The sequence below is a fragment of the Bradyrhizobium sp. 187 genome, assembly GCF_023101005.1.
Lineage (GTDB): Bacteria > Pseudomonadota > Alphaproteobacteria > Rhizobiales > Xanthobacteraceae > Bradyrhizobium > Bradyrhizobium canariense_D.
Map to the genome: position 1 here is coordinate 6,861,366 of NZ_CP064693.1, position 15,270 is coordinate 6,876,635.

Consider the following 15,270-nt stretch of genomic DNA (forward strand, 5'->3'; position numbering starts at 1 on the left):
TGCCGCGCCACGCTCGTTCCTGTGGAATTCACAGCTTCCCCATCACGTCGCCGCGGAAGCCGTAGATGGTCTTCTTGCCGGCCACCGCGACGAGTTGGACGTCGCGGGTCTGGCCGGGCTCGAAGCGGACCGCGGTGCCGGCGGCGATGTCGAGGCGCATGCCGCGGGCCTTCTTGCGGTCGAACTTCAGGGCCGGGTTGGTCTCGAAGAAATGGTAGTGCGAGCCGACCTGGATCGGGCGGTCGCCGGTGTTGGCGACCGTCAGCGTCACCGTCTTGCGGCCGGCGTTGAGCTCGATCTCGCCGTCCTGGATGAAGAGTTCGCCGGGGATCATGCTTCGCTCCTACCTGATCGGCTCGTGCACAGTGACGAGCTTGGTCCCGTCCGGAAACGTCGCCTCGACCTGGATGTCGTGGATCATCTCGGGAATGCCCGGCATCACCTGGTCGCGGGTGAGAACCTGCGCACCCGATTGCATCAACTCGGCGACGGTGCGGCCATCCCGCGCGCCTTCGAGGATGAAATCGGAGATGAGCGCGATCGCCTCCGGATGGTTGAGCTTGACGCCGCGATCCAGCCGGCGGCGGGCCACGATCGCCGCCATCGAGATCAGAAGCTTGTCCTTTTCGCGAGGAGACAGGTTCATACGAAATCTCTTCCGTTCACTTCGTCAATTCAACCAGAGCCGCGGCAGCGCCGCGCCGGTGCGCGCCAGCACGGTCATCATGTCTGCGCGCAGACGCGCCGCATCTTGGGCACAGAACCGCGCCATTGCAAAGCCATTCCAGGCGGATATCCCGACCTCGCTGGCGAAGGATTCCGAGGCCTCGCGGATGCGCTCGATCAGGGCCTCGTCGCCGGGCACGATCAGCGCCGTGCCAATCGCAGCGCCGCCCCTGGCCACCGCCGATCGCGCAAGCTTTGCGCCAATATTGCCGTCGAGCCTGACGGTCTCGGCGAACACTAGCTTGCCGCCGCGACGCAGCCGCCAGCGATCGACGAACTCACCCTGCTCCATCCGTTCGCCCATCGCGGTACGGCCGAACACCACGATCTCGCACAGCAGGAGCGAGGCAGTCGCATCGAGGTCTATGTCGAAGCGACGACGCACGCGCGCGCGGTCGAACAGGATCGTCTCCTGCGGCAGCCAGCCGAGATGTGCGCCTGCGGCAACGTTCAGTGCGATATTGAGCTCCGCCGCCTGACCGGGCGCGCGATAGACCTTTTCCGCGGCCGCCGTCGTCAGCGTCAGCTTCGAACCATCTGCGGCAGCGATCTCGATGTCGAAGCGATCGCCGCCGGCGACACCACCGGCCGTGTTGACGAACACGCCGGAGAGCCCCTCGTCCTCCGGCGAAGGGAAGCGCACGCGCAGGGAGCCGGACTCATGCAATATCCCGCGACGTGTCACACCGTCGCGCGCGTGGACGTCGAAGCGCACCGCGCCGCGGGCACGGTTGGCGTCGAACACCGAAGATGCCGTTAGAACGTCGCTGCGCATCCGCCCCCCAGCCGGTCGCGGCAGAATGGCCTACAGCGCCATCTGGCGGCTGATTTCGCTCGCGTCGAGATTGGAGCGGTCGCAGGTGAACTTCACCGCGCCGCGATCCATCACCGCAAAACTGTCGCCGAGTTCGCAGGCAAAGTCGAGATATTGTTCGACCAGCACGATGGCGATGTTGCCGAGATTGCGCAGGTACGAGATGGCACGGCCGATGTCCTTGATGATCGAGGGCTGGATGCCCTCGGTCGGCTCGTCGAGCAGCAGCAGCTTCGGCCGCATCACCAGCGCGCGCCCGATCGCGAGCTGTTGCTGCTGGCCGCCGGAGAGATCGCCGCCACGCCGTCCGAGCATGGATTGCAGCACCGGAAACAGGGAGTACACGTCGTCCGGAATGTGCTTGTCCTCGCGCCTGAGCGGCCCGAAGCCGGTCTTGAGATTCTCCTCGACCGTCAGAAGCGGAAATATCTCGCGCCCCTGCGGCACGAAGCCGATACCCTTGCGCGCGCGCTCATAGGGTTTCAGGCCCGTGATATCGTTGCCGTCGAGCACGATGGCGCCCGAGGAGATCGGGTACTGCCCGACCATGGCACGCAGGAGCGAGGTCTTGCCGACGCCGTTGCGCCCGAGCACGCAGGTGACCTTGCCGGGCTCGGCCGCAATCGACACGCCGCGTAGTGCCTGCGCCGCGCCGTAGAACAGGTTGATGTCCTTGACCTCAAGCATCGCTCAGCGCCCCAGATAAACTTCGATGACCCGCTCGTTGGACGAGACCTGGTCGATGGTGCCTTCCGCGAGCACGGTACCCTCGTGCAAGCAAGTGACCTTGACGCCGAGCTCGCGCACGAATGTCATGTCGTGCTCGACCACCATCACGGTGTGGGTCTTGTTGATTTCCTTGAGCAGCTCGGCGGTGAGATGCGTCTCGACGTCGGTCATGCCGGCGACGGGCTCGTCGACGAGCAGTAGTTTCGGATCCTGGGCGAGCAGCATGCCGATCTCGAGCCACTGCTTCTGGCCGTGGCTGAGGCTGCCGGCGAGACGGTTGCGGGCATCGGTGAGGCGGATCGTCTCCAGCACCTTGTCGATCTGCTCGGCCTCCGCCCGGCTGCCGCGCCAGAACAGCGTACCCTTGACGCTGTGGTCGACATTGAGCGCGAGCAGCAAATTGTCCTGCACGGTCTGGCTCTCGAACACGGTCGGCTTCTGGAATTTACGGCCGATGCCGAGCTCGGCGATGCGGGTCTCGTCCAGTCGCGTCAGATCGGTGACTCCGTCGAACAGCACGGTGCCTTCGTCGGGCTTGGTCTTTCCGGTGATGATGTCCATCATCGTGGTCTTGCCGGCGCCGTTCGGGCCGATGATGGCGCGCATCTCGCCGGGCTCGAGCGTCAACGAGAGGTTGTTGATGGCGTGGAAGCCGTCGAACGAGACGTGCACACCGTCGAGATACAGCATTGCGGAGGTCGCGCGGGTGTCCATGACGTTCATTGCGCCTCCTCCGCCATTTTGGGTTGGGTGACGCCGTCTTCGGCCGCGGCGCTCGCAATGGTCGCGGCGTCGCGCCTTTCCTTCGACGAGTCCCACCAGGCGTTGAAAGTGCCGACGATGCCCTTAGGCAGCAGCAACGTTACCAGGATGAACATGGCACCCAGCATGAACAGCCAGTAGGGCGCGAGCATGCCGGAGGTGAAGAACGTCTTTGCGTAGTTGACGACGACGGCGCCGAGCGCGGCGCCGACCAGCGTACCGCGGCCGCCGACCGCGACCCAGATCACGGCCTCGATCGAATTGCCCGGCGCGAATTCGCTCGGGTTGATGATGCCGACCTGCGGCACATAGAGCGCGCCGGCGACGCCGGCCATGCAGGCCGACACTGTGAACACGAACAGCTTGTAGGATTCGACCCGGTAGCCGAGGAAGCGCGTGCGCGATTCCGCATCGCGCACGGCGATCAGCACCTTGCCGAGCTTGGACGAGACGATGGCGCGGCAGATCAGAAAGCCGGCGATCAGCGCCAGGCAGCTCAGCGCGAACAGCGCAGCACGCGTGCCCTCGGCCTGCACGTTGAAGCCCAAGATGTCCTTGAAGTCGGTCATGCCGTTGTTGCCGCCGAAGCCGAAATCGTTGCGGAAAAAGGCGAGCAGCAGTGCATAGGTCATCGCCTGGGTGATGATTGACAGATACACGCCAGTGACGCGCGAGCGGAAGGCGAGCCAGCCGAAGGAAAAGGCGAGCAGGCCCGGCACGATCAGCACCATCAGCGCGGCAAACCAGAACATGTCAAAGCCGTACCAGTACCAGGGCAGCTTCGAATAGTTCAGGAACACCATGAAGTCCGGCAGAATCGGATTGCCGTAGACGCCGCGGCTGCCGATCTGCCGCATCAGGTACATGCCCATCGCGTAGCCGCCGAGCGCGAAGAAGGCACCGTGACCGAGCGAGAGGATGCCGCAATAGCCCCAGATCAGGTCGATCGAGAGCGCCAGGATCGCGTAGCAGACATATTTGCCCCAGAGCGCGACGAGATAGGTCGGCACTTGCAGGAACGAACCTGCGGGCAGCAGCAGGTTGGAGAGCGGGATGAGGATGCCGCAGGCCACGACGATGGCAAGGAAGATGGTCGCGCCGCGGTCCAGCGATCGCGTCAGCATGTGAGGGGTCATGCTTCCACCGCGCGGCCCTTGAGCGCGAACAGGCCGCGCGGCCGTTTTTGAATGAACAGGATGATGAGAACGAGGATGGCGATCTTGCCGAGCACGGCGCCGGCGACCGGCTCCAGGAATTTGTTGGCGATGCCGAGCGTGAAGGCGCCGACCAGCGTGCCCCAGAGATTGCCGACGCCACCGAACACCACGACCATGAAGCTGTCGATGATGTAGCTCTGGCCGAGATTGGGGCTGACATTGTCGATCTGCGACAGCGCCACGCCGGCGATGCCCGCAATGCCCGAGCCGAGACCAAAAGTCAGCGCGTCGACCCGCGAAGTGGCGATGCCCATCGAAGCCGCCATGCGCCGGTTCTGTGTCACCGCGCGCATCTCGAGCCCGAGTGCCGTGTAGCGCAGCATCGCGAGCAGAATGACGAACACCGCGAGCGTGAAGACAAGGATCCAGAGCCGGTTATAGGTGACCGTGATCTGGCCGATCTCAAACGCGCCGCTCATCCAGGAGGGGTTGCCGACCTCGCGGTTGGTCGGGCCGAACATGGTGCGCACGGCCTGCTGCAGCACCAGCGACAGGCCCCAGGTCGCCAGCAGCGTCTCCAGCGGACGGCCATAGAGAAAGCGGATGATGCTGCGCTCGATCACGACGCCGAGCGCGCCGGCCACCAGGAAGGCGAGCGGCACGGCGATCAGCAGCGAATAGTCGAACAGGACGGGATAGCGGGTACGGATCACCTCCTGCACCACGAAGGTGGTGTAGGCCCCGATCATCACCATCTCGCCATGGGCCATGTTGATGACGCCCATCACGCCGAACGTGATGGCAAGCCCGATCGCAGCAAGCAGCAGCACCGAACCGAGCGAGAGGCCGTACCAGGCATTCTGCACCATCGACCAGACCGCGAGCGAACTCTGGATCGAGCCGATTGCGCTCGCGGCAGCCTTGGTCACCGAGGCCGGCTGGTCGCCCATGCCGGTCAGCAGCGCCATCGCCTCCTGGTCGCCGCGCGCCTTGATGGTGGCAACGGCTTCGAGCTTCTCGAGCTCGGTGGCATCCGGCTTGAACAACAGGATCGCCGCGCGGGCGTCGCCCAGCGCAGCCTTGACGGATCGGTTGGTTTCCTTGGCGAGCGCGCCATCGACCGCTTCGAGCGACGTCTCCTCATGCGACTTGAAGACGGATTGCGCGGCCTGGAGCCGCGCTCCGATGTCGGGTGACTGCAGCGTCAGGCTGCCGATCGCCGCATCGACGCTGCGGCGAAGGCGGTTGTTGAGGCGGACCGCGCTCGCACTGTCGGGCACGCTGGCCACGGCCTGACCGGTCGTGGCATCGATCGACTTGCCGTCGGTGCCGCTGACGTAAACCTTCTTGCTATCAGGGTCGGCCATGAGCCGGCCGTCCTGGAGCGCGCTGATGATCGGAAAGGCCAGCGTATTGCCGCTGCTTGCGACCACGCCGATCGCCTCCTCCGTGTCGGAATAATCGTCGTTGGCGAATTTGGCGACCGCATCCTCGAACGGGCCGGCCAAGGCCGGCAGTGCGAACGCGATCAGGAAGAACGAGAGCAGGAGCGAACAGAGGCGGGCGGACAAATTGGCTGGCACTGTGAAAGACCCCGGCAGAAAAGGGTGGAGAAGGCGGCGGGATCGCCGCCTTCTCCGATCGTGCAATGGAGCGTCAGATCCGGATCAGGAGCCCGAACCGAGGCACTTGTTGGTTTTGGTGTTGAAGTTACCGCACTTCTTGCCGACCCAGTCGCCGACCAGGTCCTTGGAGCCGTCGAGCTCCTTCGACCAGGCGTCGCCCGCGACAAGACCCGGGGTCTTCCACACCACGTCGAACTGGCCGTTGGCTTTGATTTCGCCAATGAACACCGGCTTGGTGATGTGATGGTTCGGAAGCATCTTGGAGGTGCCGCCGGTCAGGTTCTTGGCTTCGATGCCGGGGAGCGCATCGATCACCTTGTCCGGATCGGTCGACTTCACCTTCTCGACCGCCTTGATCCACATGTCGAAGCCGATCACGTGCGCTTCCATCGGATCGTTGGTCACGCGCTTCGGATTCTTGGTGTAGGTCTGCCACGCCTTGATGAACTTCTCGTTCTCCGGCGACTTGATCGACTGGAAATAGTTCCAGGCGGCGAGATGGCCGAGCAGCGGCTTGGTGTCGATGCCGGCGAGTTCTTCCTCACCCACCGAGAACGCGACGACCGGGATGTCCTTCGCCTTGATGCCCTGGTTGCCGAGCTCCTTGTAGAAAGGAACGTTGGCGTCGCCGTTGATGGTCGAGACCACAGCGGTCTTCTTGCCGGCCGAGCCGAACTTCTTGATGTCGGCCACGATCGTCTGCCAGTCGGAATGACCGAACGGCGTGTAGTTGATCATGATGTCTTCCTGGGCGACACCCTTGGACTTCAGATAGGCTTCCAGGATCTTGTTGGTGGTGCGCGGATAGACGTAGTCGGTGCCCGCGAGCACCCAGCGCTTCACCTTCTCGTCCTTCATCAGATAGTCGACGGCGGGGATTGCCTGCTGGTTCGGCGCGGCGCCGGTGTAGAACACGTTGCGCTCGCTCTCCTCGCCCTCGTACTGCACGGGGTAGAACAGGATGCTGTTCAGCTCCTTGAACACCGGGAGCACCGACTTGCGCGACACCGAGGTCCAGCAGCCGAACACGACCGAGACCTTGTCCTTGGTGATCAGCTCGCGCGCCTTCTCGGCGAACAGCGGCCAGTTCGAAGCGGGATCGACGACCACGGCTTCGAGCTTCTTGCCGTTGACGCCGCCCTTCTTGTTCTGCTCGTCGATCAGGAAGAGGATGGTGTCCTTCAGCGTGGTTTCGCTGATGGCCATGGTGCCGGAGAGGGAGTGAAGCACGCCGACCTTGATGGTGTCGTCCGCGGCTTTCGCACCAGAAATGGAAGCCAGACCAAGCATCAGTCCGGCGGTCGCGGCGAGAACGCCACGGCGGCTAAATGGCGCCGCTATATCGTGAGTGGATTTGCTATGCATGAGTGTCTCATCTCCCTGACGCAGACGTGAAAAACGCTGCGAAACGGCCCCAACGGCCGCCTGCGATTAACGGATTCGCAAGAACTGTGCCATGGATTAGACACCCTTCAACCGATTGTTTTTGCTGGTGAAATTGACAGAAAACGAAGTATCGCACAGGCCGCGCCGCCTAAACATTGAGCAACTCTAATGTATGCGAATGCGGCAGGCAGGTTATTTTCTGAGCAAATTTGTCACTCTGGCTAAATTTCCGGCATAACTATTTCTGCACCGCGATCGCCGTTTCTGTGGGGCGTGCCTTGAAAGCGCCGCCTCAATGTTCCATATGAGGTCGAGGTCTCTTGCGAATCAGGAGACCGTTGCGAGCCGCGTGTTCTTAAGCCCTTACGGGCGTCTGGCTTGCCCCATCCCATCAAGCCATCCGACACCCCAAACACGCAGGTGTCCCACTCGACACCCTTTTGCGCGCGCCGCGCCGAATGCGCCGGGCGCCCGCTTTTGACATGGAAAGAACCCATCTTTTGACTTCGTTTCAGGATTTCGGCCTCGCCGAGCCCATCGCCCGTGCTCTCACCGAAGAGAACTACGTCACCCCCACCCCCATCCAAGCCCAGACAATTCCGACCGCGCTGACCGGCCGCGACGTCGTCGGCATCGCCCAAACCGGAACCGGCAAGACCGCGTCCTTCGCGCTGCCGATCCTGCACCGCCTGCTCGAGAATCGCATCAAGCCGCAGCCGAAGACGACCCGCGTCCTGGTGCTGTCGCCGACCCGCGAACTGTCCGGCCAGATCCTCGACAGTTTCAACGCCTATGGCCGTCACATCCGCCTGTCCTCGACGCTCGCCATCGGCGGCGTGCCGATGGGCCGTCAGGTCCGCTCGCTGATGCAGGGCGTCGAGGTGCTGGTCGCCACCCCCGGTCGTTTGCTCGACCTCGTGCAGAGCAACGGACTGAAGCTTGGCAGCGTCGAATTCCTCGTGCTCGACGAGGCGGACCGCATGCTCGACATGGGCTTCATCAACGACATCCGCAAAATCGTCGCCAAGCTGCCGATCAAGCGGCAGACGCTGTTCTTCTCGGCCACCATGCCGAAGGACATCGCCGAGCTGGCCGACGCCATGCTGCGCGACCCCGCCCGCGTCGCGGTGACCCCGGTCTCCTCGACCGTGGAGCGCATCCAGCAGCGCATCATCCAGGTCGACTTCTCCGCCAAGCCGGCGTTCCTCGCCCAGCTGTTGAAGCAGGAGCAGGTCAACCGCGCGCTGGTTTTCACCCGCACCAAACACGGCGCGGACAAGGTGGTGAAGACGCTCGAGAAGGCCGGCATCCCCGCCAGCGCCATCCACGGCAACAAGTCGCAGAACCACCGCGAACGGACACTCGCTCTGTTCCGCACCGGCGAGATCCGTACCCTGGTCGCCACCGATATCGCCGCCCGCGGCATCGATGTCGACGGCATCACCCACGTCATCAATTTCGATCTGCCCAACGTGCCGGAGACCTATGTGCACCGCATCGGGCGCACCGCGCGCGCGGGTGCCGAGGGCACCGCGATCTCGCTGGTCGCAGGCGGCGAGGAACTCGCCTATCTCCGCGACATCGAGCGGCTGATCAAAGTGGCGCTGCCGCGTGAGGATCGCCGCACCGACGCCGGCCGCCGCGATGCGGGCCCTCCCCCGCAGCAGCAACGACAGGGTCGGCCGGGCCGCCCGGGCCAGCGTCCGCAAGGCGCAAGGCATGGTGAGGGACGCCACGCTGACGGTCGCCGTGCCGACGAAAGGCATGCGGACGGGCGCCACCACAGTGCCGCCAAGCAGGGCGACGGAAGGCCCGGCAGTGGCCCGAAGGCAGCTCCTCGCAGCCGCTCCGGAGGCAAGGCGCATTCTTCGCCAAACGCCCGTCCGGAACAGCGTTCCGCGCATAGCGCCGGGGCGTCTGATGGGATACAAGGCGTTGCCTTTTTGCGCCGCGAGAGTCGGCCGAACGGCCAACCGAACCGCAAACCCCATTCGCACTAGCCGTCCACGACCTGGAGAAATTCATGGCTAAGGAAGAGCTGATCCAGTTCGAAGGACTGGTCACCGAAATCCTCCCCGACGCGCGCTACCGCGTGCAGCTCGACGCCGGACACGAGATCGTCGCCTACACCGCCGGCAAGATGAAGAAGAACCGCATCAAGACTCTGGCGGGCGACCGCGTGACGGTAGAGATGTCGCCCTATGACCTCGAAAAGGGCCGGCTGATTTTCCGCCACAAGGACGAACGTCCGAGCGGGATGGGCGGACCTCCGCGTCCCGGACAGCGCGGCGGCCAGTTCCGCCGCCGCTAGCGGGGGCCCAGCGCGCGAGCGCGGACCTGTAATTCCGACGTGTATGCTGATCCGCCGTGACCATCACGGCGGATCAAAAAATCGTGCACGTCAGCATTGTTTTGGGTGTCTGTTTCCAATAAAATGACTTAATCGATTTTCGGCCGGACGACATTAGCATCCACCGGTACAGCCGGTTCAGACACGCTGACGACCCTTCCAAAAATTCGATCTAACCTGTCCGCGCAAGCGGGCTCTGACATTGTGTTATCTGAGAAGGGACTACCCCCATGAGCATGGGAACCGTGAAGTGGTTTAACGCGACCAAAGGCTTCGGCTTCATCCAGCCCGACGATGGCGGCCAGGACGTGTTCGTTCACATCAGCGCTGTGGAGCGTGCAGGCCTCGGCACGCTGCGCGAAGGTCAGAAGATCTCCTACGAGATCGTCGCCGACCGCCGTTCCGGCAAGTCGGCAGCCGACAACCTCCGCTCCGCCGGCTGAGCCTACCGCTTACGGGCCCCGATCGGCTCGAGCGAACCAATCAATGAAAAGGCCGGGCGCGATGCCCGGCCTTTTTTTATTCCAGGATCTGCTCTCGTATTTCAGCACGGCGACTTTACACCCGTGTAAGGAACGCAGGTGACCTGGCGCGGCCGCGTGTAGGAGACATCGCTCAGCGTGATGCCCGTCTTCAGGACGAATTTGACAGAAGGCGTGTAGACGTAACTCGCCTGACTGAAGATAAGGTAGGTCGACGCGATCAAGAGCGATGGCGGAATCATCGAGGTGACCGTGGTGCCAGCTACCAGAGTCGGGGGCGGAGCCGTCAGCGTGGCCTGCGTCGCACCGTTGGCAATGGTGGCGGACTTGCTCCATTGAATCTTGGCGACCTTGCTTGAGTCGATATAGATCTGAAGGACCGTGCCGTTCACGAGCGTAGCGTCGTACGGCATGATCATCGATATGCTTGCCGTGAACGTGTCCTGCATGTCGCCATCGTCGACCGATGTCGACTGCGACGTCAAATCGGACAGAGTCCGTGCAATCATTGTGACTTTGCGATTGATCGCCACGGCCGATGAAAATTCGACGGTCCCGAAGAACATCACCAGCATCAGCGGCACGATGACCGCGAACTCGGTCGCCGCGATCGCACGCGTGTCGGCGACGAAGTCGCGCACGGAGTTACGGGCATTCCTCCAGATATTCGCAATCGCCTGCATCTGTCCGCTCGGATCCATCTGTCTCAGAAGGGTTCATTCTTGAAGGCCGCGGTCGCAATCAGCAGCCGCTTGTTGTTGCAGCCCATGTTGAAGCCAAGGCCAGTGACGAAGAGCGGCCACTGATAGAACAGCCGCACCACGACGACCTGGTTGGCGGCCCCGGCACTGTACTGCACGCCGGTTGGATTGAAGCTGCAGGAATCACCATAATTGGTGAGGCTCAGCGCTCCGAACGAGTTTGTACTCACGACGTCGACGTAGAGCTTGGTGCAATCAAACAGCGCCGGGATCTGGCTGCAGACGTAAGCCTTGAACGTCGTTTGCGAGCAGGGTGTGCTGACGCCGGAGACCGCGCAGGCCGTGAGCGTGCCGGATTGCGCCTGCCCGGTCAGCAACACGCGCGCAGAATTTTGCGAGGCACTCTCGAGCACCTGGCTCGCCAGGAACATCAGCGCCGACTCGATGATGGCGAACAGCAACGCAAAGAACATCGGCGCAACGAGCGCGAACTCGACGGCTGCGGAGCCGCGGCGGCTGCCACGAAACCGGCGCAACGTGGCGAGGAGCCTGAATCTCGTAGGTGCAGGCGAAGGCATCAAATTCCCCAGCAGCAGCAATCATCTGCCATGTTCAATAGCGGAAACTGATTGTTTAAGTGTTTCAGGCGATCCGCACCCGGCGGCCCGGGCCGTTAAGAGCGCGTTAACCGCGAACGACCCGGACCAGGGAGACGAGGACACGGAAAGAGAAACTCGCGCGCGTGCGGCGGGCGGGGGACGATCCTTGCCCCCAAATCCGCCAATCAAACTTGCTGGTTGGTCTTACTTGGTTCGTCTTACTTGGTTCGTCTTGCTCAGTTCGCCTTAGTCAGTTCGTCTTGGCGCCCGCACCGGCACTGCCGCTCGCCGAGCTGCTCAACGAACCGGCCTGGCTCATCGTGCTGTTGAAGTAGGTGTCGCTGTCGCCGAGCGTCACGCGGCGCTGGCAAAGCGGCGCGCAGCTGTAGGACTCGCGTTCGATCCCGCGATAGACGGTAACGAGCCGGTCGCTCGGACCTTCGACCTGGACCTGGCGGTCGACCAGGATCTCGCCGCCGCGGTCGAGCGCGATGAAATTGGTGGCGCCATAGCCCTTTCCGGTGACGACGATCATGCCGCCGGGCTGGAGCGTGACGTCGGCGATCAGGGGATTGCCGACCACGATGGTTGCCACCTTGCCAGGCAGCCGCACCAGCTTGGCCTGGTCGACATTGACGGCGATGGTATCGGCGGACTCGGCAATGACGGCAGCCGGCGATGCCAGCACCGCTGTCGCAACCAGAAGACAGACGCGCGCATGACGGCGCAGCAGTTGTTTACGCATACTCTTACCCCCGGGACGTCACAAACCGGCAGAAGCGATCAGATAACAGCCGAGCCGGTGCCCGACCCGGCTAACCTGCCCTCAATTCGTGAACGTTCCGCAAACTCTCGGACTATTGTTTGAACGGACTGGCGTTCGCGGCTCTCGAGAACCTAGCGGCGGAACGGATAGGCAAGCTGCCCTCCGATTTCCTTCGGCATGGTGGCTTCATCCTTGCCGTAATCCTGCGGCAGTTGCCCCTCGGGCATGCGGAAAGTGCCGAACAGCAAGTCCCAGATCGGGAACGTGCCGGCAAAATTGGTGTCGCCGCCCTCTGCTAGCGCGGTGTGGTGCCAACGGTGGAACACCGGCGTCGCCAACACATATTTGAACGGCCCGAAGGTCCAGTTCAGGTTGGCGTGCACGAAGGCCGAATGGAAGGTCGTGAACGGGGCGAGCCAGACCATGGCGTTCGGCGAAATGCCGGCCATCAGCAGCACGACGTCGACCGCGATGGTACCGAGCACGAGATTGACGGGATGGAAGCGTGCCGCAGAAATCCAGCTGATCTCCTCCGAGGAGTGGTGGATCGCGTGGTACTTCCAGAACCCACCGCCGTGGAACAACCGGTGCAGCCAGTACAGCATGAAATCGGACAGCACCAGGAACAGCATGGCCTGGACCCAGAGCGGCAATAGCGCCAGCGAGCCGTGGCCATTGTCGTAGAAGGCGATGAGCCCGTCGGCATCATGGATGTTGAAGACGAAGCTCGCACCGACGATCAGAAGGCCGATCCGCATGACACGTGCGAACACCGGAACGATAAACCAGTAGCAGATGTCCGTGACGATCTCCCGCTTGCGCCACCACGGCACGCCGGGATTGCAGGCCCAGACATGCTCGAGCACGGTGAAGACCACCGCGAGCGCGAAGGTCGCGGGGATCACCTTCGCGATGGTCTCGCCAAGCATCAGGGCGATTTCCATGGGCAGGCTCGACATTGTCGCCTCTCTTGCGAATTGCTGGTCCCGCCTACGCGTACTCCCCCAAATTTAAGGGAGGGTGAAGCCGGTGCTGCGCTTGCTGCACATCCGGAACCGGAACGAATTGCAGCTGGCTGCCTTAAGGCGAAATTCACTCTGGCCAGCGGCAAGCGCGTTTGCCCGATCGAATTAACTCTCCCGAAAGAGCTCGGATCTCATGGTCGTTGCGTCAAGCACACCGCCGAACGAGGCGATCCCACCCCAGATGGAGTTTTGTTCATGAAGAACCTGATTGCGCGTTTCGCGAAAGATGAATCCGGCGCCACCGCCATCGAATACGGTCTGATTGCCGCCGGCATCGCGCTGGCCATCATCACCGTCGTCAACAATCTCGGCACCACGCTGAACGCCAAGTTCACCTCGATCAGCAGCTCGCTGAAGTAGGCGATCGATCAACGACTGCAAAAGCCCCGGATTTCCGGGGCCTTTGTTTTTAAGACGGCGAATTCCAGTGGCGTTGAGCAAGTACAGAACCGATGCCGTGGTCGCGGCGAACGCGGCCGAGGCGGCGCAGACCGGCTCGCCGGCTTACTGGGTCTGCCTGGCCCTGCTGCTTGCGACCGTCGCGCTCGCCGCACGCATCGCCTCCCTCTGGTGAGCACGCCTTCGGCTGGTTCTACCCCTCAAGACCGCCGCCGCCGTTTTCGGTTTGTTTAGCACTGCCGGCTAGAATCCGGCGACGCCAGCTCCGCGGCACACCCAGGCCTCAAGACGCAGCCCATGATCCTCGACCTTGCGCGCCTTCTGCTCTTCCCGGCCCTGATGGCGTTTGCCGCCGCAAGCGATCTCTTCACGATGACGATCTCCAACCGCGTATCGCTGGCGCTGGTCGCCGGCTTTTTCGCGCTCGCTCTCGCCGGTGGCATGGCACCTTACGAGATGCTGGGCCATGTCGGCGCCGGCGCGCTCGTCCTAGTCGTGGCCTTCACCTGTTTTGCGATGGGCTGGGTCGGTGGCGGCGATGCCAAGGTGGCGGCCTCCGTCGCGCTTTGGTTCGGGTTCGCACAGCTGATGAACTTCCTGCTCTACGCCTCGCTGTTCGGCGGGGCGCTGACGCTGCTCCTGCTCCAGTTCCGGCAGTGGCCGCTGCCTTACGGGCTCGCTGGCCAGACCTGGCTCGCGCGGCTGCACGCCAAGGACAGCGGCATTCCCTACGGCATCGCGCTCGCACTGAGCGCGCTGATGGTCTACCCGGAGACCGAATGGGTGAAGGCGATCGACCTCGCTCACCTCGCATTGCGCTGAACGCATCGGGTAAACCCGGCGTTAAGGCGATTTAGATACGCCTCATTAACCATGCTTTGACGAATAGCTGGTCAACTGCCGATTACGGCGGCGTCAGCGTCGCGGCGTTTGTTGGAAAGTGAAGCGTATGAATAGGGCACGCATTGTCGTCCTGACGGTCGCCATCTGCGCCGGCGGTGTCGCCGCGTATCTGGCGAGCGGCTCGGACAATTCTGCACCGCCTCCTGCTCCGGTCGCGCAGCTTCCCACCGTCGACGTCCTGGTCGCGAAAAACGACATCGGCCTCGGCCAGACCGTCAAGCCGGAAGACGTGCAATGGCAGACCTGGCCGTCCGCGACCGCCAGCGCCACCTTCATCCGCCGCAACGAGCGCCCCGAGGGGGTAACCCAGGTCACCGGCTCGATCGCACGATCTCCCTTCATCCAGGGCGAGCCGATCCGGGACCAGAAGCTGGTCAAGGCCGAAGGCTCCGGCTTCATGGCGGCAATCCTGCCCACCGGCATGCGGGCGATCTCGACCGAGATCTCGCCGGAAACCGGCGCAGGCGGCTTCATCCTGCCCAACGACCGCGTCGACGTGCTTTTGACGCGCCGTCTCAAGAACCCGGACCAGAGCAGCGGCGCTCCCGATGTCGTCACGTCCGAGATCATCCTGGCCAATATCCGCGTCCTGGCCATCGACCAGGCTCCCAAGGAGAAGGACGGCCAGAACGCGGTGGTCGGCAAGACCGTCACTCTCGAACTCAATCCTGCGCAGACTGCGACGCTCTCCTCCGCACGCCAGAGCGGCACGCTGTCGCTGGCGCTGCGCAGCATCGTCGATGTCAAGCTGAGCGAGATCACGCTCGATGACTCCGCACAGAAGCGCGAGGGCATTTCGATCATTCGGTACGGTATCCCAAGCTCGACGGCGAAGGCACGATGAGG

At 63.1% G+C, this 15,270-nt stretch carries 19 protein-coding genes; 7 read left to right on the top strand and 12 right to left on the bottom strand.

Going from position 1 to position 15,270, the window contains the following annotated elements; all coding sequences use genetic code 11:
- Positions 1 to 28 precede the first annotated feature (28 nt).
- The 8 genes from IVB19_RS33175 to urtA all read right to left on the bottom strand — a co-directional run bounded on the left by IVB19_RS33175 (position 29) and on the right by urtA (position 7,178).
- Positions 29 to 334, bottom strand: a complete 306-nt coding sequence (locus IVB19_RS33175; protein ID WP_007599812.1) for an urease subunit beta — start codon at positions 332 to 334, stop codon at positions 29 to 31.
- Positions 335 to 343: 9 nt separating this feature from the next.
- Complete coding sequence (locus IVB19_RS33180; protein WP_018454667.1) at positions 344 to 646, bottom strand: urease subunit gamma; 303 nt, start codon at positions 644 to 646, stop codon at positions 344 to 346.
- Between the two features lie 24 nt (positions 647 to 670).
- Positions 671 to 1,501, bottom strand: a complete 831-nt coding sequence (locus IVB19_RS33185) for an urease accessory protein UreD (RefSeq protein ID WP_018454668.1) — start codon at positions 1,499 to 1,501, stop codon at positions 671 to 673.
- Positions 1,502 to 1,531: 30 nt separating this feature from the next.
- Positions 1,532 to 2,227: an urea ABC transporter ATP-binding subunit UrtE gene (gene urtE, locus IVB19_RS33190; RefSeq protein WP_007599806.1), complete on the bottom strand. Its 696-nt coding sequence runs from the start codon at positions 2,225 to 2,227 to the stop codon at positions 1,532 to 1,534.
- A gap of 3 nt (positions 2,228 to 2,230) precedes the next feature.
- Positions 2,231 to 2,992 carry an urea ABC transporter ATP-binding protein UrtD gene (gene urtD, locus IVB19_RS33195; RefSeq protein WP_018454669.1) on the bottom strand — a complete coding sequence of 254 codons (762 nt, stop codon included), beginning with the start codon at positions 2,990 to 2,992 and terminating at the stop codon, positions 2,231 to 2,233.
- Positions 2,989 to 4,167 carry an urea ABC transporter permease subunit UrtC gene (gene urtC, locus IVB19_RS33200; RefSeq protein WP_026232788.1) on the bottom strand — a complete coding sequence of 393 codons (1,179 nt, stop codon included), beginning with the start codon at positions 4,165 to 4,167 and terminating at the stop codon, positions 2,989 to 2,991. Before urtC ends, urtD begins: the two co-directional genes overlap by 4 nt.
- Positions 4,164 to 5,771 (bottom strand): urea ABC transporter permease subunit UrtB, encoded by a 1,608-nt coding sequence (gene urtB, locus IVB19_RS33205; RefSeq protein WP_018454671.1) that lies wholly within the window; start codon positions 5,769 to 5,771, stop codon positions 4,164 to 4,166. The genes urtC and urtB overlap by 4 nt, the downstream gene beginning before the upstream one ends.
- An 84-nt stretch (positions 5,772 to 5,855) precedes the next feature.
- A complete protein-coding gene (urtA, locus tag IVB19_RS33210) occupies positions 5,856 to 7,178 on the bottom strand; it encodes an urea ABC transporter substrate-binding protein (RefSeq protein ID WP_026232789.1) in 1,323 nt (440 codons plus the stop codon).
- Between the two features lie 479 nt (positions 7,179 to 7,657).
- On the opposite strand from urtA, the gene IVB19_RS33215 reads away from it, so the two are divergent.
- From IVB19_RS33215 to IVB19_RS33225, 3 genes are all read left to right on the top strand, one after another.
- A complete protein-coding gene (locus IVB19_RS33215; RefSeq protein ID WP_051112971.1) occupies positions 7,658 to 9,199 on the top strand; it encodes a DEAD/DEAH box helicase in 1,542 nt (513 codons plus the stop codon).
- Between the two features lie 23 nt (positions 9,200 to 9,222).
- Positions 9,223 to 9,510 carry a translation initiation factor IF-1 gene (infA, locus tag IVB19_RS33220; protein WP_007599789.1) on the top strand — a complete coding sequence of 96 codons (288 nt, stop codon included), beginning with the start codon at positions 9,223 to 9,225 and terminating at the stop codon, positions 9,508 to 9,510.
- 269 nt (positions 9,511 to 9,779) lie between these two features.
- Positions 9,780 to 9,992, top strand: coding sequence for a cold-shock protein (locus tag IVB19_RS33225; protein WP_007599788.1), 213 nt, complete (start codon positions 9,780 to 9,782; stop codon positions 9,990 to 9,992).
- 101 nt (positions 9,993 to 10,093) lie between these two features.
- Here the strand turns inward: IVB19_RS33225 and IVB19_RS33230 are convergent, their stop codons facing one another.
- From IVB19_RS33230 to IVB19_RS33245, 4 genes are all read right to left on the bottom strand, one after another.
- Positions 10,094 to 10,714, bottom strand: coding sequence for a TadE/TadG family type IV pilus assembly protein (locus tag IVB19_RS33230; RefSeq protein WP_039799130.1), 621 nt, complete (start codon positions 10,712 to 10,714; stop codon positions 10,094 to 10,096).
- A 23-nt stretch (positions 10,715 to 10,737) separates the two neighbouring features.
- Complete coding sequence (locus IVB19_RS33235; RefSeq protein ID WP_026232791.1) at positions 10,738 to 11,310, bottom strand: TadE/TadG family type IV pilus assembly protein; 573 nt, start codon at positions 11,308 to 11,310, stop codon at positions 10,738 to 10,740.
- Positions 11,311 to 11,581: 271 nt separating this feature from the next.
- On the bottom strand, positions 11,582 to 12,076 hold the full coding sequence (locus tag IVB19_RS33240) for a pilus assembly protein N-terminal domain-containing protein (protein WP_018454676.1): 495 nt from the start codon (positions 12,074 to 12,076) through the stop codon (positions 11,582 to 11,584).
- A 152-nt stretch (positions 12,077 to 12,228) separates the two neighbouring features.
- Positions 12,229 to 13,056: a sterol desaturase family protein gene (locus tag IVB19_RS33245; RefSeq protein ID WP_018454677.1), complete on the bottom strand. Its 828-nt coding sequence runs from the start codon at positions 13,054 to 13,056 to the stop codon at positions 12,229 to 12,231.
- A gap of 261 nt (positions 13,057 to 13,317) precedes the next feature.
- Between IVB19_RS33245 and IVB19_RS33250 the strand changes: the two genes are divergently transcribed.
- The 4 genes from IVB19_RS33250 (at position 13,318) to cpaB (ending at position 15,268) form a co-directional block, all read left to right on the top strand.
- Positions 13,318 to 13,482, top strand: coding sequence for a Flp family type IVb pilin (locus IVB19_RS33250; protein WP_007599783.1), 165 nt, complete (start codon positions 13,318 to 13,320; stop codon positions 13,480 to 13,482).
- Between the two features lie 73 nt (positions 13,483 to 13,555).
- Positions 13,556 to 13,696 carry a hypothetical protein gene (locus tag IVB19_RS33255; RefSeq protein WP_162496356.1) on the top strand — a complete coding sequence of 47 codons (141 nt, stop codon included), beginning with the start codon at positions 13,556 to 13,558 and terminating at the stop codon, positions 13,694 to 13,696.
- Between the two features lie 122 nt (positions 13,697 to 13,818).
- Positions 13,819 to 14,343 carry an A24 family peptidase gene (locus IVB19_RS33260; protein ID WP_018454679.1) on the top strand — a complete coding sequence of 175 codons (525 nt, stop codon included), beginning with the start codon at positions 13,819 to 13,821 and terminating at the stop codon, positions 14,341 to 14,343.
- Positions 14,344 to 14,470: 127 nt separating this feature from the next.
- Positions 14,471 to 15,268 (top strand): Flp pilus assembly protein CpaB, encoded by a 798-nt coding sequence (gene cpaB / locus IVB19_RS33265; RefSeq protein WP_018454680.1) that lies wholly within the window; start codon positions 14,471 to 14,473, stop codon positions 15,266 to 15,268.
- Positions 15,269 to 15,270: the final 2 nt, after the last annotated feature.